The organism is Pseudovibrio axinellae, assembly GCF_900110875.1.
GTDB classification, from domain to species: domain Bacteria; phylum Pseudomonadota; class Alphaproteobacteria; order Rhizobiales; family Stappiaceae; genus Pseudovibrio; species Pseudovibrio axinellae.
In genome coordinates, this window is the sequence record NZ_FOFM01000003.1 from 212,158 (window position 1) to 229,823 (window position 17,666).

Annotated in this window: 18 protein-coding genes and 2 tRNA genes; 13 read left to right on the forward strand and 7 right to left on the reverse strand. The window is 49.4% G+C overall.

Features of this window, described 5'->3' with window-relative positions; genetic code table 11:
• Positions 1-99 precede the first annotated feature (99 nt).
• The 3 genes from yidC to rpmH form a co-directional block, all read right to left on the reverse strand.
• The gene (gene yidC, locus BMZ51_RS09495; RefSeq protein ID WP_068004507.1) at positions 100-1,911 is read right to left on the reverse strand and encodes a membrane protein insertase YidC; all 1,812 of its coding nucleotides are present in this window, start codon (positions 1,909-1,911) and stop codon (positions 100-102) included.
• Between the two features lie 49 nt (positions 1,912-1,960).
• The gene (gene rnpA / locus BMZ51_RS09500) at positions 1,961-2,365 is read right to left on the reverse strand and encodes a ribonuclease P protein component (RefSeq protein WP_068004508.1); all 405 of its coding nucleotides are present in this window, start codon (positions 2,363-2,365) and stop codon (positions 1,961-1,963) included.
• Between the two features lie 63 nt (positions 2,366-2,428).
• Positions 2,429-2,563, reverse strand: coding sequence for a 50S ribosomal protein L34 (rpmH, locus tag BMZ51_RS09505; RefSeq protein ID WP_074881982.1), 135 nt, complete (start codon positions 2,561-2,563; stop codon positions 2,429-2,431).
• A gap of 442 nt (positions 2,564-3,005) precedes the next feature.
• On the opposite strand from rpmH, the gene BMZ51_RS09510 reads away from it, so the two are divergent.
• The 5 genes from BMZ51_RS09510 to BMZ51_RS09530 all read left to right on the forward strand — a co-directional run bounded on the left by BMZ51_RS09510 (position 3,006) and on the right by BMZ51_RS09530 (position 7,360).
• Positions 3,006-3,791 (forward strand): TVP38/TMEM64 family protein, encoded by a 786-nt coding sequence (locus BMZ51_RS09510; protein ID WP_068004510.1) that lies wholly within the window; start codon positions 3,006-3,008, stop codon positions 3,789-3,791.
• Positions 3,792-3,820: 29 nt separating this feature from the next.
• Positions 3,821-5,266 carry a dihydrolipoyl dehydrogenase family protein gene (locus BMZ51_RS09515; protein WP_068004511.1) on the forward strand — a complete coding sequence of 482 codons (1,446 nt, stop codon included), beginning with the start codon at positions 3,821-3,823 and terminating at the stop codon, positions 5,264-5,266.
• Positions 5,267-5,396: 130 nt separating this feature from the next.
• Positions 5,397-6,944 carry a sensor histidine kinase gene (locus BMZ51_RS09520; RefSeq protein ID WP_068004517.1) on the forward strand — a complete coding sequence of 516 codons (1,548 nt, stop codon included), beginning with the start codon at positions 5,397-5,399 and terminating at the stop codon, positions 6,942-6,944.
• A gap of 191 nt (positions 6,945-7,135) precedes the next feature.
• A tRNA-Arg gene (locus BMZ51_RS09525) sits at positions 7,136-7,212 on the forward strand.
• Between the two features lie 71 nt (positions 7,213-7,283).
• Positions 7,284-7,360, forward strand: a tRNA-Arg gene (locus BMZ51_RS09530).
• Between the two features lie 66 nt (positions 7,361-7,426).
• Here BMZ51_RS09530 and BMZ51_RS09535 read toward each other — a convergent pair.
• A complete protein-coding gene (locus BMZ51_RS09535; RefSeq protein WP_068004518.1) occupies positions 7,427-8,647 on the reverse strand; it encodes a dipeptidase in 1,221 nt (406 codons plus the stop codon).
• Positions 8,648-8,857: 210 nt separating this feature from the next.
• On the opposite strand from BMZ51_RS09535, the gene BMZ51_RS09540 reads away from it, so the two are divergent.
• A complete protein-coding gene (locus tag BMZ51_RS09540) occupies positions 8,858-9,442 on the forward strand; it encodes a nitroreductase family protein (RefSeq protein ID WP_068004520.1) in 585 nt (194 codons plus the stop codon).
• Positions 9,443-9,446: 4 nt separating this feature from the next.
• Here the strand turns inward: BMZ51_RS09540 and mog are convergent, their stop codons facing one another.
• Positions 9,447-9,971, reverse strand: coding sequence for a molybdopterin adenylyltransferase (mog, locus tag BMZ51_RS09545; protein ID WP_068004522.1), 525 nt, complete (start codon positions 9,969-9,971; stop codon positions 9,447-9,449).
• 496 nt (positions 9,972-10,467) lie between these two features.
• Here mog and BMZ51_RS09550 point away from each other — a divergent pair, with 496 nt between their 5' ends.
• From BMZ51_RS09550 to BMZ51_RS09570, 6 genes are all read left to right on the forward strand, one after another.
• Entirely contained in the window at positions 10,468-12,102 is a 1,635-nt protein-coding gene (locus tag BMZ51_RS09550; protein ID WP_068004523.1) for a glutamate synthase-related protein, read from the forward strand.
• Between the two features lie 12 nt (positions 12,103-12,114).
• On the forward strand, positions 12,115-12,384 hold the full coding sequence (locus tag BMZ51_RS09555) for a hypothetical protein (RefSeq protein ID WP_068004525.1): 270 nt from the start codon (positions 12,115-12,117) through the stop codon (positions 12,382-12,384).
• Positions 12,384-12,551, forward strand: coding sequence for a hypothetical protein (locus BMZ51_RS24060; protein WP_161941205.1), 168 nt, complete (start codon positions 12,384-12,386; stop codon positions 12,549-12,551). The genes BMZ51_RS09555 and BMZ51_RS24060 overlap by 1 nt, the downstream gene beginning before the upstream one ends.
• Positions 12,548-13,615, forward strand: coding sequence for a Rieske 2Fe-2S domain-containing protein (locus BMZ51_RS09560; protein ID WP_068004526.1), 1,068 nt, complete (start codon positions 12,548-12,550; stop codon positions 13,613-13,615). Before BMZ51_RS24060 ends, BMZ51_RS09560 begins: the two co-directional genes overlap by 4 nt.
• Positions 13,615-14,385 (forward strand): hypothetical protein, encoded by a 771-nt coding sequence (locus BMZ51_RS09565; protein ID WP_074881987.1) that lies wholly within the window; start codon positions 13,615-13,617, stop codon positions 14,383-14,385. Before BMZ51_RS09560 ends, BMZ51_RS09565 begins: the two co-directional genes overlap by 1 nt.
• Before the next feature lie 220 nt (positions 14,386-14,605).
• Positions 14,606-15,265: a glutathione S-transferase family protein gene (locus BMZ51_RS09570; protein ID WP_068004528.1), complete on the forward strand. Its 660-nt coding sequence runs from the start codon at positions 14,606-14,608 to the stop codon at positions 15,263-15,265.
• Between the two features lie 69 nt (positions 15,266-15,334).
• Here BMZ51_RS09570 and BMZ51_RS09575 read toward each other — a convergent pair whose 3' ends face one another.
• On the reverse strand, positions 15,335-16,114 hold the full coding sequence (locus tag BMZ51_RS09575; protein ID WP_068004530.1) for a transporter substrate-binding domain-containing protein: 780 nt from the start codon (positions 16,112-16,114) through the stop codon (positions 15,335-15,337).
• Positions 16,115-16,370: 256 nt separating this feature from the next.
• Between BMZ51_RS09575 and BMZ51_RS09580 the strand changes: the two genes are divergently transcribed.
• Positions 16,371-17,117, forward strand: a complete 747-nt coding sequence (locus BMZ51_RS09580) for an amino acid ABC transporter permease (RefSeq protein ID WP_175485012.1) — start codon at positions 16,371-16,373, stop codon at positions 17,115-17,117.
• A 13-nt stretch (positions 17,118-17,130) separates the two neighbouring features.
• Here the strand turns inward: BMZ51_RS09580 and BMZ51_RS09585 are convergent, their stop codons facing one another.
• Entirely contained in the window at positions 17,131-17,589 is a 459-nt protein-coding gene (locus BMZ51_RS09585) for an NUDIX hydrolase (RefSeq protein WP_068004532.1), read from the reverse strand.
• Positions 17,590-17,666 lie beyond the last annotated feature (77 nt).

Here is a 17,666-nt window from a genome sequence, read left to right on the forward strand (position 1 = left end):
ATATTTGTGGCAGCAAAGCTGCACTGAAAAAAGGCACCTACCCATACAAAAAACGCGACCATCAGGTCGCGTTTCTTTGATTTTATTGAAGGAGAGAGCTTATTTGCCTTCTTCCTTCGGCTTGCGCTTGAACGTGTCTTTTACGTTCGAGAACAGCTCAAGCTTTACACCTTGACGATGCATGATGATGGCTTGCTGTGCAACTGACAGAGAGTTGTTCCATGCCCAGTAGATCACGAGGCCTGCTGGGAAGGTTGCCAGCATGAAGGTGAATAGCACAGGCATCCAGTTGAAGATCATCTGCTGTGCAGGCTCTGCAGGTGCCGGGTTCATCTTCATCTGCAAGAACATGGTGAAACCCATGATCAATGGCCAGATGCCGATCATCAAGAAGCTCGGTGGATCCCAAGGGATCAGGCCAAACAGGTTGAAGATGGTGGTTGGGTCTGGGGCAGAAAGATCCTGAATCCATCCAAAGAATGGCGCATGGCGCATTTCAATGGTTACGAACAATACCTTGTAGAGAGAGAAGAAGACCGGGATCTGAATAACCATTGGCAAACACCCTGCCAGTGGATTGATCTTTTCCTTCTTGTACAGCTCCATCATGGCTTGCTGTTGCTTTTGCTTGTCGTCCTTGAATTTTTCGCGGATTTCAGTCATCTGCGGCTGCACGAGTTTCATCTTACTCATGGAAACGTAGGACTTGTTTGCAAGCGGGAAGAACAGGGCCTTCACGATTACGGTCACAAGCAGGATAGCAATACCGAAGTTGCCAACCAGAGAGTACAGCCAATCAATCGCGTAGAACATTGGCTTGGTCAGGAAGTAGAACCAGCCCCAGTCAATCATCAGGTCGAAATTGTGGATGTTGTCGGATTCTTGATAGCCTTCAATCAGGCTTGTGACCTTCGCACCTGCATAAAGCAGGGAAGCACTGGTGATTTTTGCACCGTTAGCAACCTGAGTTGCGTCACCAAGATAGTCGGTCTGAAAGTTCTGAGAGCGGGCGTTGTAAGAGAAGTTTGGCTGGAATTCGGTGCCTGGATCAGGAATCAGTGTTGCCGCCCAGTACTTATCAGTGAAGCCAAGCCAGCCCTTGTTGGTACGCCCTGGACGAACACTGCCGTCTTCGATCAGATCGGAGTACTTAATCTCCTGAAGGCCTTCATCGCCAATAACACCGATAAGGCCTTCATGAAGCACGAAGAAGCCGGCTGTTTCAGGCTCGCCGTTTCGGGCAATCAAACCGTATGGGTACAGTTGAACATTTTGGCCAGAATTATTCTGAACTTCCTGGTCGACGGTGAACATATAGTTTTCGTCGACAGAGAAGGAACGCTTGAATACCAAGCCTTCGCCGTTGTCCCAACTAAGAATGATCGGGGAATACGGTGTCAGGTTGCCTGAGGTTTCTGCTGTCCAGACTGTGTCTGCAGATGGAAGCTTCAGATTAACACCTGGGTCTGCAACCCAGCCATGCTCCGCGTAGTAGGGGGCAGGGCTGCCTTTAGGCGAGAACAGAACAACTGTTGGGCTGTCCTCAGCAAGTGTCTGACGATAATCCTTCAAGCGAAGGTCATCGAGCTTCGCACCTTTGAGGTTGACTGAACCTGAAAGGCTAGGGGTATCAATGGTTAGGCGAGGAGATGCAGCCAGTGCCTGATCGCGACTGACGAAAGACTGTGCAGCGGTCCCGCTTTCTGTACCAGGGGCAGCCACTTGACCAGAGGCACCTTGAGGCTGTGCGACGGGTGAGCTGGAGCCAGCTTGTTGTGCGTCGTCTGCCAGCTGCGCCTGTTGCGCCTCACGCTGAGCTTCTAACTGTGGTCCGGCAATAAAAAACTGCCAGCCCAATAGCACAACCAGCGACATGACGATCGCTACGATCATATTGCGATTATCGTTCATCGACTGGATCACTCATTTTCATAAGGGTGGAATAAACATTCATCACTGGTCAGTTCTCCTTCACGTTATCATGTGGAGGTTTAGAATTTGCCAGTGAATTCGGTTTGGGTTGGATAGGGCGAGATTTGCGCGGTTTGAACGCATTTCTCAAGCTACCCTTGAGATCTTTAAGAAGGTCCTCGAAGGGCTGAGAAAGCGCAGCTCTGCGACCAACCAAAACATAGTCGGCGCCAATCTGTGCAATATCCATATCGAGGGAGGCAACAGCAGCTCGAAGTCGACGCTTTATTCGGCTTCGTTCAACAGAGTTACCGGTCTTTTTGGTAACCGTATAACCCATCCGAGGGTCGCCATCACTACGGGTTTTAGCCGATTGAAGCACAAAAGCACGCCGAGCTATCCTGCCGCCTTTTGCAACGGAAAGAAACTCGGAGCGCTTTTTAAGTGTTTTCATGTCTTTGCGGCGGAACTTTTGTTCAATGGAAATGAAATGAAGACCGCCGCGAAGCGTCGCGGATTAAGCGCTAAGGCTCTTACGACCTTTAGCCCGACGACGCGCCAGAATCTGACGACCATTTTTAGTTGCCATACGTGCCCGGAAGCCGTGGCGACGCTTGCGAACAAGGTTGCTCGGTTGGAAAGTACGCTTCATTTTATTACCCTAGCAGAGCCACAGGCTCCAACTTCAACATTAATTTGGATTGTGCGTCATATCCCCGAAATCTCCGCGACTTTCTTCAAGTTGCAGGACTTTGCGCATGGGATCCGCACTCCTATTCGTGGGCGCTTATATTAGTGTGCGTGCTTTAAGTCAATAATTGCTGTGCTGGAATCCTCGATATCCTGACACTTTATTACCTCTCATGTGCGTGTTCAGGTGTTACCACCCGTTCAAAACAGAGTGAAATGACGGGTAATGCACGAACCTGTGATCACACCGGAGGTGATTATGAATGTATGAAAACTGTAATACGCCAATTCGTTTAGCGATCTAAACCGCTAAAACAAAGTAACGAATTGGGTTTAGAGTGTGTAACAACAACGAAGTGTCAGTCTTTTACGTCTGAGCGTTGAAGCGAGCTAAGGGAGCGCGCATGGGAATCAAGGAACACAACGAAAATAAGACTTCGGCTGAGGGCGTGTTGCGCTTCGTAAAACGCTGGGGAGTGTTGGTTGTTATCCTTGCTGTCTCCGCCTACGGCATTGCGCATGGATGGCATCAAGAGTTCACGCTCAGCAATTTGATAAAGAATCAGCACTTGCTCGCCGATTATCTCGCTCGGCACCCTGTCTTAACCCCGCTCTTCTACTTCGTTGTGTATGTACTTGCTGTGGCCTTGTCTTTTCCCGGAGCCTCCCTGCTGACGATCGCTGGTGGTTTCCTTTTTGGCTGGTTTTTCGGGGGGGTGCTGACCGTAATTGCAGCAACTATCGGCGCTACGCTGTTGTTCATAGCTGCAAAAGTTTCCGTTGGTGCTACGCTTAAAGAAAGGGCAGGGCCGTTTCTTGATAAAATGGCCTCAGGCTTTCGAAAAAATGCCTTCAGCTACCTTCTCTTCTTGCGCTTGACCCCAGTGTTTCCTTTCTGGCTTGTTAATATCGCGCCGGCACTGTTCCATGTTCCTCTTCCAACGTATCTGATCGCAACGTCTATTGGCATTATTCCGGGCACGTTCGCCTATGCATTTGTTGGGGCAGGTCTCGACAGCGTGATCGAAGCGCAAGAACAGGCTAACTTGGGATGCGCAGCGGCTGGTACGTGTGAGGTTCAAATTTCCGCTTTAATCACACCCGAACTGATTTGGGCATTTGCAGCACTGGGTCTAGTTGCGCTGATTCCACCGGTGATACAGCGTTTTCGTGCGAACAGCCCAAAGTAAAGATCAGTTTTAAAAATACGGACTTCTCAATGACCAACAACAGAACTTCAAAAATATTAACTCCAGACATTTGCGTGATCGGCGCCGGCTCAGGCGGTCTTTCAGTTGCGGCTGCAGCGGCTGCCTTTGGGGTTGAGGTTGTGTTGATTGAGAAAGGGAAGATGGGAGGAGATTGCCTGAATTATGGGTGCGTCCCTTCAAAAGCGCTCATAGCAGCTGGAAAGGCGGCTCAAACCTTCCGGTCCTCAGATAAATTTGGTATCGCGGAACATGAACCTCAGGTCGACTTCTCCAAGGTGTCTGATCACGTCCATGATGTCATCGCAACCATCGCTCCTCATGATTCTGTAGAGCGCTTCGAAGGCTTGGGCGTGCATGTCATCCAGAGTGCTGGCGAGTTCGTTTCACCCGACACCGTAAAGGCTGATGAGCAACTCATTAAAGCACGTCGTTTTGTTGTAGCAACGGGCTCCCGTGCGGCCGTTCCGCCAATCCCAGGCCTTGCGCAGACACCGTATCTGACAAACGAAACCCTGTTTGAGCTGAAACAACGCCCAGATCACCTAGTTATTATTGGGGCAGGGCCAATCGGCTTGGAAATGGCGCAGGCCCACCGTCGTCTTGGAAGCTGCGTGACAGTGATTGAGGCGATGCGACCACTCTCGATGGCTGATCCAGAGCATGCTGATCTGGTTATTCAGAAACTAAAGACTGAGGGCGTTGTAATTCACGCAAATACGAATGTGAGTCACGTCGAGAAATCAGAAACAGGTATCAAGGTTTCTATTAGTGTTGATGGACAAGGCGAAAGTGCGATTGAAGGCACGCATCTTTTAATCGCTGCTGGGCGTACAGCAAATGTCGCTTCACTTGGCCTGGAGGCTGCGAAGATAGAATATTCAGGACGTGGCATCAAAACGGATCAGGGGCTGCGTACCACAAATAAAAGAGTGTATGCGATCGGCGACGTCACTGGTGGGCCTCAGTTCACGCATGCAGCCGGTGCTCAGGCTGCGCTTGTAATTCGCTCAATCCTATTTCGCATGCCAATTAATCAAAACAGCATTGTGATGCCGGCTGTTACTTATACCGAACCTGAAATAGGTCAGATCGGCCTTTCCGAGGAGCAGGCACGCGAGCAGCTAGGTGATAAATTAAAGGTCCTAACTGCTGATTATTCTGGGAACGATAGAGCGCTCACTGAAGGCAAAGGGCAAGGCCAAGTCAAGCTGCTGTCAAATCCCAAAGGTCAACTTATCGGTGCGTCGATCGTAGGCCCCGGTGCAGGCGAGCAGATTGGCTTGCTCACAGTTATGATCTCGAAGAAAATGAAGCTTGGGGCTCTATTAGGTGTTGTGTTTCCGTACCCCACATTAAATGAAGTAATTCGCAAAGCTGCGCTTGCGTATTATGCAGATGCCCCTAAAAATCCTTGGGTTCGCAGAATTCTTGCGTTTCTCAGAAAATTAGGCTGAAGCATTCATGATGCTTTGTGAGAGAAGCGTATTGCTTGAAATATTTCATCTGGTAGAAATGAACAAAGCATAGCGCATATCAACTATTTGCATTGCAAGATCATTATGTACCAATTCATCAGGTAGGTGGATGGCTCAAAAAAATGGGAGAGCGGCCTCTGAGGCAGAGGTCGTAACGGAAAAGCGGAAGCAGGACAGCTCGCCGCCAGACAGCCACCCTAAGCTATTTCGCAGCGGGATGGGGCTTTCTGGTAAGCTTCTTATGCTGACAGTCCTTTTTGTCATGCTCAGCGAAGTGCTTATCTTTGTTCCTTCAATTGCTAATTTTCGGAATAACTGGCTGCAGGATCGTTTGGCCGTTGGCGGCGTCGCTGCTACCTTGCTTTCAGAGAGTGAAACTCTCTCGCCCAAAGTGCAGCACCAACTATTAGATGCAACGGGAGCTCAGGCTATTTCCCTTGTTGTGGGTGAACGGCGCAAGTTGATCGCAATGGATAGTTCTGAAATGAACATAACAAAGATGATCGATATCACACGCGACTCTCCTTGGGGGGGCGTGAGCTGTAGTCTCCAGTTCCTCACAGGTTTGCGTAAAGGCCAGATTCGCGTCATTGGCGATGTCGACATGCGGGCAGGAGGTCGAGTAGATATGGTTTTCCCTGCATCTTTACTGCGAGATGACCTGCGAGCATATGCGCTTAACATTTTGCAGCTATCGCTCATCATTTCCTGCCTGACTGCTGCGCTAGTTTATTTGTCTATTCGCTCTTTGCTGCTTCGCCCGCTACAGCGGCTCACGGGGTCCATGATGCGATTTGCAGAATCTCCAGAAAATGCCCGGGAAATTATAAAACTGAGTGGGCGATCCGATGAGTTGGGCGAAGCCGAAATCCAGTTGCAATCAATGCAGCGATCACTGAACCAGACGTTAAGCCAGCAAAGACGTATGGCCGCGTTGGGGTTGGCTGTGTCCAAGATCAATCACGACATGCGCAACCTGCTGGCATCTGCTCAGCTGTTCCTTGAACGCTTGGAGTTGCTCCCAGACCCGACTGTCCAGCGGATAGCCCCTAAAATTCTTGCAACACTTGATAGAGCTGCCAGCTATACAAGCGCTGTGTTGTCCTACGGTAAAGCACAGGAGGCCGCTCCAGAGCTACGTGTGATCCGCCTTGCTGCAGTCCTGCGAGATGTAGAAGAGGTTCTTGGACTTTCCAGAAACCCGGATGGCATAAGGATGTATATCAATGTGCCTGAATCTCAGGAGCTGGAAGCAGATCCGGAGCAAATCTTCCGTGTATTACTCAACCTGTGCCGCAACTCGGTGCAGGCAATGGAAACATCCAAGCCAGCATCTGGCATTGTGTGTCGTATCGAGGTCCATTCACAGGTAGAGGGCGAAATGTTGTCCATCTACGTTTCGGATACCGGGCCTGGAATTCCTGAGAAGGCTCAGAACGGCCTGTTCAAGGCATTCCAAACCTCAGGCAAAGTGGGTGGGATTGGATTGGGTCTGGCAATCGCTACAGAAATCGTTGTTGCGCATGGTGGTAAGATCACGTTGGAGAAAGAAATCACGAGCGGGGCCTGCTTCAAGATCCAACTTCCCTATAAACAGGAGGGGGTAAGCCATGGAAAAGTTGCAAGGTTATTCACCGCAGACGGCAACAAAAGCTGAACTCTGAAAAACTGCGGCTATGGATTTGTCGCTTTTCTCGCGTTTTGGCTGCAATGTCCTACCTCTTTGATCTGGCAAATAGAAATTGTTATCCCCAAAACGCAAATTACATTCAAAAAACTTCTCTAAAGCGCTTGCCAAGGTCCGGGAAGGCAGCTAAATAGACCCCCGTTCCGCAGGGAACACGGCCTGCACCGGTAGCTCAGCTGGATAGAGCACCAGACTACGAATCTGGGGGTCGGGGGTTCGAATCCTCCCCGGTGCACCATTTCTCCTTTAACAGGAGTAGATGGAGTTAAAGCACTTGGCCGACACATAATCTTGTTCGCAAGACACAACGCACCGGTAGCTCAGCTGGATAGAGCACCAGACTACGAATCTGGGGGTCGGGGGTTCGAATCCTCCCCGGTGCACCAATTACCCCTCTTAAAATTTAAACGTCTAGGGTCGCAGATAACCGCGATCCCGAATACGTTGTACAGTTAATTGCTTGAGGCAACTGTTTCTTCCGCAGTTTTCCCTTGTGGAAGGTTTTCCAGCAAGAAGCGGATAATATTTTCACCCATCACTGCTGCAATCTGCTCCTGGGTGAAACCCTTTTTCATGAGTTCTTGCGCCAAAACTGCGTATTCAGAGGTGTCAAACGCGGTCGTAACAGCCCCATCAAAGTCTGAACCGAGCGCCACATGGTCAATGCCAGCAATTGAAACAGCGTAGTCAATTGAATTGGCCACACCTTTCGGACTGATATCGCACGCCGCGGCATCCCAGAAACCAATCCCGATCAACCCACCTTTCGCGGAAATTTCTCTGACCTGTGTATCTGTGAGATTACGCGGGGTATTACAGATGCCTCTTACACCTGTATGAGAGACCACAACTGGCCTAGATGACATAGCCAGCACATCTTTAATTACTGCTGGAGAAGAATGAGCAAGATCGACGATCATCTCTTTTTCCTCCATGAGCCGGACAACCTCTTTTCCAAAGTCAGTCAGGCCAGCTTTGGACTGCCCGTGGAGGGAGCCGCCTAGTTTGTTATCAAAAAAGTGTTGCAAGCCCATCATCCGCAGGCCGCCGTCATACAGACGATCCACATTCTTAATATCGCCGTCCAGTGCATGGCCACCTTCAGTGCCAAGAACACCGGCGATGATATCCGAGCCGCTTGCCCGAGCGGTGAGGGTTGCTTCCAATTCCCCTCTGTTGTGAACCACTTTGACGCTCTCGGGATGATCTCGCTCTAAATCGTAGAGGCGTTGGGCTTGTAGGAGCGCACGTTCTGAAAGGCTGTTAAGAGCGCTGGAAGGCCAGCTCTGTGCCCACCCTAGTAGTGTTATGTTATCGAAGGCTTCGGTCGAGTTCTGCTCGTAGTTTTGACCGCGTGGTGACTTGGTGACACTGCTAAATATCTGTACGCCGACATTTCCCTGCTTAAAGCGGGGAAGGTCAGAATGGCCGATCGAACTTTGGCTGGAAAGGTTCCGACCCCATAATAAAACGTCATTATGTAAATCGGCTATGCGAAGCTGATCATGCACTTTTTGGGCATCTGGTGTGATTGCATAAGGCTCATGTTCAACCACTACATTTTGTGCGTTATCGACATATTGAGCAAGATACCCGGCCCGTACCGAACCATAACCAACAGCGGCAATAACCACGATGGTACCTAATCCAAACTTTAAATAAGAAAAACTCATAGGGTGCTTCCAATGTGTTTGTAAATATCGAATGAAAAAGCCTCTTTTACCTTAGGGCAGATTGTCAGTTTGTCCAGTAATTTCAATCATTAGATGTGTTCGCAGCACAGCTTGAGCTTTACGTGTCTCTCTGCAATCAGCATAATCGGGTACGCAGGATGCTCGCAAAGTTATCGGTTCTATCGGTAGTTAATGAGAAAAGGTGTCGTCATGAATGCACAGCAGTTGGTCGAGATTATTCGCACACGCACATCGGCGCCTCTTAGGCACATGAGCCCGCCCGGACCAAATGCTGACGAGTTGAAGCTGATAGTTGAAGCGGCCGCCGCAGCGCCAGATCATGGCCGCCTTCATCCGTTTAGAATCATGGAAATTCCCGCTGATGCACGAAACGCTCTAGGGGCACTCTTTGAAGAGGGAGTGAAAGCGGCACACGAAGCGCCAACCGAAGAGGCATTGTCGCGCGCAAGAGAAAAGGCACAAAGAGGGCCTGTGCTCTTGGTGTTAGTTGGATGTTTTCATGGTGCAGATGAAACGAGCATTCCAAAATACGAGCAGATGATCTCTGCCGGAACCGCTTTGCAGAATATGGTGCTTGTCGCCCATACGCTCGGCTATGCCTCTCGCATAACAAGCGGAACAACAGCGCGCTCTGCGATCTTCCATAAAGGTTTAGGCCTAAGCGAAAATGAAGAATTCCTCTGCTTCATTTCCCTTGGCAAGGTTGACGAAGCAAGGCCAGCCAAGGGAAGGCAAGAAGTCCAGGAAATTTTTTCCGTCTGGTCGCCAGAGTAGGCGCCTATTTCGCCTTCGGGCGGAACGCGACGATTGCGTTTGGGTCAGTTTCGATGCGCCCGGCGCCGATGAGGTCCAGACAATATGGAACAGCTTGAAATACAGCGTCGAGGCAAGTTTTGATGCTGGCTGGCTTTCCCGGTAGGTTGATAATCAAGCTCTTGTCGCGAATGCCAGCAGTTTGGCGCGACAATATTGCTGTCGGAACCTCTTTTAGGGAAAGCTGACGCATCAACTCACCAAACCCGAGCAGTTCTTTTTCCATAACCAGCTCCATTGCCTCAGGAGTAAGGTCGCGAGGCGAAGGGCCGGTTCCGCCGGTTGTGAGGATAAGGTCAACGCCTTCCTCATCCGCGAGCTGCTTAAGAGTCGCACTGACACTCTCAATACCATCAGGAATAATCTTATGGATCGGTTCCCATGGGCTTGTCACAGCGTTTTCTAGGTACGCTAGAATAGCTGGGCCACTTTTGTCTTCGTAGGTTCCATCACTGGCGCGATCGGAGATGGTAACAGCTGCAATCTTCATGGATGTCTCACATAGATACATACGATTTCGCAAGAGTAAGGGGTGAAGTGTTTGGGTTCAAACATTTATTTACTGCTACATTCCTTGTCCTCTTTTTCTTTTGTGGTTTGTAGCTATGCGCTGTATCGCTGGTAGCTCGCGCGCCTGCCCCTTGTGTTTCTCTCTGTGTATTTTAATAGACTGACGCTTCGTTGTTTAAACGTTATTATCCGGTCATCGCTCAACGTTTTGCAGTTCTCTCTACGTCTTGGGAACGTTTGTCGCGTTATGCTCAGGTCAATAAAGACAAGAGCTTTTAAAACCCTAGGTGAGCTGAATTCTGGTTTCTCTTGAACCTCCCCATTTGCCGTCCATGGCACATGGAAATGTTTCGATGTCGTGTGTTGTTACTGAGAGAAGCGCAAAGGCTGGAGCAGTGCGTGGATTAATTTTAAAATCAATACTTAGAAATGCATTCCAACAGCTTATGGGCTGCAAAGCGTAAGGAAGCCGCTTAATGCGTAAGGTGCAAGTTGCTGCATTAGATGAATTAGAAGATCGGAAACCCGCTCATGCGTTAGTTGGTGAGGTTGATCTTGTCATTGTTAAGTACGACGAGGAAATCTCCGTTCTGTTTGGTCGCTGTCTTCACCGAGGCGCGTTGCTATCTGATGGATTTGTCAGGGGCAAAAATCTAATTTGTGGGCTGCATCAGTGGGATTACCGTCTGAGTTCTGGTGTGAGCGCCTACGACAATAAAGAGTGCCTTCAAAAATTCACTCATTTCATCGAGGAGGACAAAATCTATGTCGACGAAGATGAAGTCAGGTCTTGGGCTAAAGATAATCCGCAGCCGTATTTCCGAAAGGCATATCTTGGTGAATATGCAGACCTGCATGGCACTGATTTAGAACCGAATAACAAATTGATCCAAAGCTATGCCCGTTCTGGCCTTAAACAAACCGGACATCATGGAGCAATCGAGGCTATGGGAGTGCCAGGCCCGGAGCTGCCCCGGTGGGACGATATTCAGATTCTGACAGCGCAGTTACATAAACCGCCAAGGCTGGATGCCGAACCAGTTGGAACAGATATTGTGATCGGCCCGAAAGCACAAAAACCTTTACATCTAAAGATTCCGCTTTTTGTATCAGACATGAGCTTTGGTGCTTTATCACAACCGGCCAAGGTTGCCCTTGCCCGCGGAGCCGAACGTGCTGGAACAGGTATTTGCTCGGGTGAAGGCGGGATGCTGCCAGAAGAGCAAGCTGAAAACTCCAGATATTTTTATGAATTGGCCTCGGCTCGTTTCGGGTTCTCCTGGGCACAGCTGGAAAAGGTTCAAGCCTTCCATCTCAAGGGAGGACAGGCAGCCAAAACCGGAACAGGCGGGCACCTTCCTGCAGCGAAAGTGACAGAGAAGATCGCCTCTGTACGAGGGCTGGAGCCTGGAGAAAGTGCTATCTCTCCAGCCAGATTTCCCGAGTGGATGAAGCCCGCTGATTTTCGCAATTTTGCAAATGAGGTCAGAGATAGGACGGGCGGAATTCCTATCGGCTTCAAACTGTCGGCGCAACATATTGAAAAAGATATCGATGCAGCGCTAGAAGTTGGTGTTGACTACATAATTTTGGATGGGCGAGGCGGGGGGACAGGAGCATCTCCGTTAATCTTTAGGGATAATATCTCGGTGCCAACCATCCCTGCGTTGGCGCGTGCTCGCCGACATCTGGATCGCTCCGGTCAACGCGATGTGACGCTCGTCATCACGGGAGGCCTCCGCAAGCCTGAGGATTTTGTGAAGGCTATGGCTTTGGGCGCTGATGCGATCGCACTGGCGAATGCGCCAATGCAAGCAATTGGCTGCATTGCGATGAGGGCGTGCCACACCAATAACTGCCCTGTCGGTATTGCCACCCAGAAAGATCATCTCATTGCTCGGTTGGAAGTCGAAAAATCCGCAAAACGCCTTGAGAAATTCTTCTCTGCTTCGATTGAATTGATGAAAGTACTCGCAAGAGCATGCGGACATGCGCACCTTTCGGATTTCGCACTTCAAGACATCACAAGCTGGAAAAAGGAAATGGCAGAACTCGCTGGGATCCATTGGGCAGGATACAGCCCTCATAAATATACAGCTGAAAATGATTAGTGGGTTACAGATATGATTGTCGGTGAGAGTATAATCTTGATCGCCCAAATTTATGGTCTGGTTGGGCTGGGTGTTGCGCTCGTTTTTGTCACAATTGGACTGGGCAGAGTAGAGCTTGCTGCGCGCGGGGCATTCCTTTTTCGCCTGCAAATTATTCCAGGCATAGTCTTACTTTGGCCAATCGTGATCGTGCGCTGGGTTTCGCTTGAACGATCAGGCGAGAAAGTCATGCTCGATAAAGAGGAAAAGGAAGTGGCCCAAGAGCAGGAGAATAAGAGTTAATGCAGCGGAACTTTCGAAAAGCTCATCGTGCAATTTGGTTTACTCTTGCGTTTCTCACTCCGATCATTCTTGGGCTTGCGCTCATGATGCGCCCGACGGGTACCCATGAGCAGCAGCCCATTCCTCTTGATGACACCGCAAAATCGGTTTTGGAGGCAAACCAGTGAGTGTTAAGTATGTGCCGGTAATATGGAACCGAACAAAACTGTTTTATGATGTAATCGTACTGGCGGTGGTCGGTGCCTACCTAGGAGTTTACATCTATGTTGCACCTATGTTCCAGACGGTTACCAGACCGATAGACTGGGATATTTACAAGGCGCAGGCATTTGGAACCTGTGTATTTTATTTACTCACTTTTATTCTTTGTATCGGGCCAATTGCGCGATTGGATAAACGCTTCTTGCCGCTCTTATATAATCGTCGTCATCTGGGCGTGATTACCTGTGTTCTTGCCTATTTCCATGTCGACTTTATACTTGGCTGGTACAATGCTTTTTCACCAATAAATCGCTATGTATCGGTCTTTGTCGTCAATACGAGTTTTGACCGCTTTCTTGGATTCCCCTTTGAGATCCTTGGCGTTCTTGCACTCTTAATCCTGACAGTTCTTGCAGTTACCAGCCATGATTTCTGGCTACATTTCCTTAAACCCACCCTTTGGAAAATTCTCCATATGGGTATCTATCTGGCCTATGCTTTGATTGTTGCCCACGTGGCACTTGGTGCTTTGCAGAGCGCAGCAGGACCGTTCTTGACAGGTGTCGTTGGTGCTTCGCTCGCTCTTGTTACAACGCTGCATTTACTTGCCGCAAGACGAGAGCATGTCATCGACACACAGATCAACTTGATGGACGACACGAGAACCTGGCTAGATGCTGGAGACCCCATGGAGGTCCCTGATAAACGCGCAAAGATCATCTCCCTCACAGAGGATGAGCGAGTTGCTATTTTCAGAAATGGAACAAAACTCTCTGCAATATCAAACGTATGTGCCCACCAAAACGGACCTCTTGGAGAAGGTAAAATCGTTTATGGGTGTGTCACATGCCCGTGGCATGGCTATCAATATCGATTGGAAGATGGAACGTCGCCACCACCGTTTACCGAGAAGATCTCGACATACCGACTTAAGCTGGAGAATGGACGTCTCTGGCTCAATGTAAAGGCATTGCCACCGGGGACCTATGTTGAACCCGTAATATCTCCGATGTTGGCGGGGGGGAGCTAATGGCCAAGAAGAAACCAGATCCCTTTTTCATCGGTTGGGCAAAAAAGCCACCGAAGAGCTTACACGGCTTTCTTTTCTTCATTTCTGCTGCCTTGGTTGGTGCGGCAGCCGGTGTTGCATTCGGCATCGGATCATCACTGCCTGATCCCGGGGACGCGCGGTTTGCTTGGGGCGCAGGATATCAGACCTTCACAGGTTATGTGGATGCAAAGCCCTATCCACTTCTCAGGTTACCAGCTGGTGAAGGGGGGCGTAGCAAACCGCATGCGATGCTAATTTCCGGAATTGGTAAGCGCGGTATGCAGCAATTGGCAGGCCCATTGAGTGGAATGCCTGTCGACGCCGGCGGAATTTTGCTTAAACGCGGTAATCTCGATATGTTGCAAGTCGGTGGCCGCGTCTCGCTTCGAGCTGCAGAAACCCCGGTACCGAACTTTACACCAGCTCAGGCCGAACAGTTAGGTAAATGGCGTTTAACTGGCGAGATCTGTGATGGCAAATGTTATAATGGTGCAATGCGTCCAGGCACTGGCCTTGCCCACAAAGCCTGCGCAAACTTGTGCATCATTGGTGGGATCCCACCCGTATTTGTGACTGTAACGCCGCTGTTAGGCCAGACGTTTTTCTTGCTCGCAGATGAGAACGGAGAACCATTGTCTTCTGACGTCGAAGACTGGGTTGCCTTGTTGATTTCTTTGGAGGGAGAGGTTGAGCGCCGTGATGATTTGATGATCTTCAAGGTGAAGTTGGATAGCGCCAAACAGTTATAAATAGGGGAGTATCCCCGCTTCGTTGGAAGGAGGGCTCCCTGATATCCATAGCGTATCCGAAGGTTGAAGTGGCTAAAATATCCATAAATTGTTAAGAGTGTCAGGTTTGCAGTGCAACACAAATTGTATTGCCTCCACCTTCCAAGGTGCATTTGTTTCCTGCGTGGTCCCAAGCGTGTGAGCGAAGCAGCGCCGTCGCTAAGCACAATCTGGTGATCCTATGATACAGTTTTTTGCCTACCCAGAATCCGTATTCTGCGCGAAAGTTCGCATTGCTTTGGACATGAAAGGTCTGGAATACGTTGAAGTTCCTCCTCCAGACGGATATGGGTCCGCAACTTATAAAGAGGTTATACCCGCAGGTTCGATTCCAGGTCTGAAAGATGACAATGCAGCATTGTCTGACTCAAATGCTATTCTTGAGTACCTGGAGGAGATTGCGCCTTCCCCAGCATTGCTGCCAGAACATCCTGTAGCACGCGCTGAAGTCCGCGCGTTGATGGGGCTTCATGATACTCGTATTGAGCCGTCAGTTCGTGCTTTTTACGAGTCAATCAAGAGCGGCACGCCACCACGAGATGAAATCTATTCCCAGCTGATAGAAGAGATGAGTGCGGCCTTCGAGCGCTTGGAAGACGTGATTGAGGCGGCGCCATATGCTGTTGGACCCCATGTCACGTTGGTCGAATGCGCCTACGCAACAACCTTTTCGCAAGCACAGCAACTTGCTTCACTGTTTGGTGGAGAGCTAAGGCTAAAGCCAAAGTGCCTGCGTTGGTGGCAGGAAATGCAATCTCTGTCTCATGCTGCAGCATCAATTGATATGAACCGCAAAGCCATGCAAGACTGGGTTGCTAAGTTTATCCAGATGGATGCGTAACTAGAGAATATATGTATTTGAAAAGACGCTACAATGCGCAGCGCCTTTTATTAGCTTCCGACAAATGTTCTACTGGGTCAGGCCCCATTTTTTGGCTGTCGTGTCAAGAAAACCATTCATCTTCTTGATTTTGACCCAGTTGTTTACGTAGTTGATCCAGACCTGATCATTCTGCGGCATCAGCATCGCAATTGGTGTTGGGTTACGGCTTACACCCACAGGCACATTCACTAGTTGTTTGAATTTCGCTTTGAGTGTCGCACCTTCAATATTGGAGGTGATGAAAACATCCGCCCTGCCAGACAAAACTTCTTGGTACCCGCGGGCAGGTGCTTCAACAACCTTGATGGTGGCGTTTGGGAACCACTCTTTGCTCATCTTTTCAAAAGTTGTTCCAAGTGTCGTCGCGACGGTCACGTCTTCCTGATTGATACTGGCCCAGCTGGTGAACTTCTCAGCTTTTTGACTGGTGGTAAACGGCAGGATCTCAACTGAGATGTAGCTTTCAGAATAACCAGCAACTTTCATACGGCTTGGAGAAATTGATGCAGATCCAGTCAGATCATATTTGCCAGCAACTATTCCGTTGACCAGCGTTTTCCAGTCCGTTGGAACGAATTGGAGCTTGACGCCCAAATCTTTGGCAAGCTCGTTCATTATGTCGATGTCATACCCTTTGTACCCATTGCTAGCAGGGTCGCGCACAGACATTGGATTCCAGTCACCTGTGGTTCCAACCTTTAACTCACCAGTTTCCAAAATGTCGTTTAGCGCTGATTGGGCGAAAGCAGAGTCCGAAAACAATAAGCCCGCAGTTGAAATTATAGTAAGTAGTGATCGCAGCTTCATTATAGGTGTTTCCCGAAAAACGATTTGTATTTTAGCCCGATGCAAAACTAATGATTTTATCAGGAACTACAATGACTTTTCTGGATACGGCAACCTTCAAATTATTGTGTGAGGTAACCTCCTATAAGATTTGTATAAGTGCTTATGACACTCTAGTTTCCGTCTTCGGCACAACTAATGGTACGCGGGCGAACACCAAAGCTACATAAGTCGCGACGGGCTAGTTCAGCTAAGACTCTCTTGGAAGGCAAATACCTTGAAAATTCGAAATCTAGCGGTTCTTGTCGCTTTATCATTCCTATTAGCAGGGTGTGCTGGACATAACTGGGGTTGGTATGTTGTTTCGCCTGAGACTGAGGCGGGCCGGGTTAACCTCGCCTTTATGATCGCAGGCCTCAAGGAAACAGTTGGTGTCTCGTTGAGCGCGATAATGATCTCCATGTTTGTGGGTCTTCTGGTTGCCTTGCCGGGTCTTTCCGAAAACAGATATGGGCGCGCTCTCAATCGAACCTATGTTGAAATCGTACGCTCAGTGCCGAGCCTGGTTTTGATTTTCTGGGTTTACTATGGCCTGCCTGTTGTCGCAGATATTTCGATAAATGTGTTTTGGGCAGGGGTTTTAGCCTTGGCCCTTTCAGACAGCGCATTTCAGGCAGAAATTTTCAGAGCAGGGATCCAGTCTGTCGACAAAGGTCAGATTGAGGCAGGTCGCTCTCTTGGTCTGAGTTATGTCCAGCGCCTGAGGTTTATTATCCTTCCGCAAGCCATACGCCGCATGTTGCCGCCGCTAGGTAACCAGTTGGTCTATATGTTGAAAATGTCGAGCTTGGTTTCTGTGATAGGTTTGCAGGATCTAACGCGGCGTGCAAATGAACTCGTGGTTACAGAGTACCGCCCTCTGGAAATTTACAGTGTCCTCGTTTTGGAATACCTAGTACTTATCCTGATCGTTTCACAAGGCGTGCGTTGGTTGGAGCGGCGATTCAATGCCGAACGCGCCTAACCATATTTGTTGGTTAGGTCTCAGGCGGTTTCCAATTGGCAAGTAAGGCTTTTAGTTCCGGCTCATCAACAGCCAGAACTGCATTTCCGACCGAAAACCATTGCCGTGTACGCTCGTCATGCTCTGGCCACTCATCCAGCATCTCTTTGACTTCCAAAGGATACACTTTAACGCTGCATGGAATTGGTTGCTTGGTCACTCTAAGTTTGGGGTAATGGTAAACTCCCGCAACCTGAGCAATCAACTTGCCTCGTATGCCAGCTTCTTCAAAGGCTTCCTGTTCGGCTGTCTCTCCGCCACTAAGGTCCTTCATTGGCCACCCTTTTGGGAGCACCCAACGCTTCGTCTCGCGAGAGGTGATCAAGAGAATTTGTAGTTTGCCTTTTTTGTTTTTTTTGAAAGGCAGAGCAGCATACTGGCGTTTTGGTTCAACCCAGCGTTGCGCCTCCGTCTTGCTAAGGGCGCTCTTCATGGTTTCTTCCTTACTTGTGACCTGGTCTCATTCGATTTTTATTCAATGCAGAGATCCGGCCATGAGCATGACTTTCC

Coding starts and splice junctions, on each gene's coding strand:
- rpmH (WP_074881982.1), bottom strand. CDS start 2,563: ATGAAGCGTACTTTCCAACCGAGCAACCTTGTTCGCAAGCGTCGCCAC.
- yidC (WP_068004507.1), bottom strand. CDS start 1,911: ATGAACGATAATCGCAATATGATCGTAGCGATCGTCATGTCGCTGGTT.
- rnpA (WP_068004508.1), bottom strand. CDS start 2,365: ATGAAAACACTTAAAAAGCGCTCCGAGTTTCTTTCCGTTGCAAAAGGC.
- BMZ51_RS09510 (WP_068004510.1), top strand. CDS start 3,006: ATGGGAATCAAGGAACACAACGAAAATAAGACTTCGGCTGAGGGCGTG.
- BMZ51_RS24060 (WP_161941205.1), top strand. CDS start 12,384: ATGCAGCGGAACTTTCGAAAAGCTCATCGTGCAATTTGGTTTACTCTT.
- BMZ51_RS09575 (WP_068004530.1), bottom strand. CDS start 16,114: ATGAAGCTGCGATCACTACTTACTATAATTTCAACTGCGGGCTTATTG.
- BMZ51_RS09540 (WP_068004520.1), top strand. CDS start 8,858: ATGAATGCACAGCAGTTGGTCGAGATTATTCGCACACGCACATCGGCG.
- BMZ51_RS09550 (WP_068004523.1), top strand. CDS start 10,468: ATGCGTAAGGTGCAAGTTGCTGCATTAGATGAATTAGAAGATCGGAAA.
- mog (WP_068004522.1), bottom strand. CDS start 9,971: ATGAAGATTGCAGCTGTTACCATCTCCGATCGCGCCAGTGATGGAACC.
- BMZ51_RS09520 (WP_068004517.1), top strand. CDS start 5,397: ATGGCTCAAAAAAATGGGAGAGCGGCCTCTGAGGCAGAGGTCGTAACG.
- BMZ51_RS09585 (WP_068004532.1), bottom strand. CDS start 17,589: ATGAAGAGCGCCCTTAGCAAGACGGAGGCGCAACGCTGGGTTGAACCA.
- BMZ51_RS09570 (WP_068004528.1), top strand. CDS start 14,606: ATGATACAGTTTTTTGCCTACCCAGAATCCGTATTCTGCGCGAAAGTT.
- BMZ51_RS09555 (WP_068004525.1), top strand. CDS start 12,115: ATGATTGTCGGTGAGAGTATAATCTTGATCGCCCAAATTTATGGTCTG.
- BMZ51_RS09535 (WP_068004518.1), bottom strand. CDS start 8,647: ATGAGTTTTTCTTATTTAAAGTTTGGATTAGGTACCATCGTGGTTATT.
- BMZ51_RS09515 (WP_068004511.1), top strand. CDS start 3,821: ATGACCAACAACAGAACTTCAAAAATATTAACTCCAGACATTTGCGTG.
- BMZ51_RS09565 (WP_074881987.1), top strand. CDS start 13,615: ATGGCCAAGAAGAAACCAGATCCCTTTTTCATCGGTTGGGCAAAAAAG.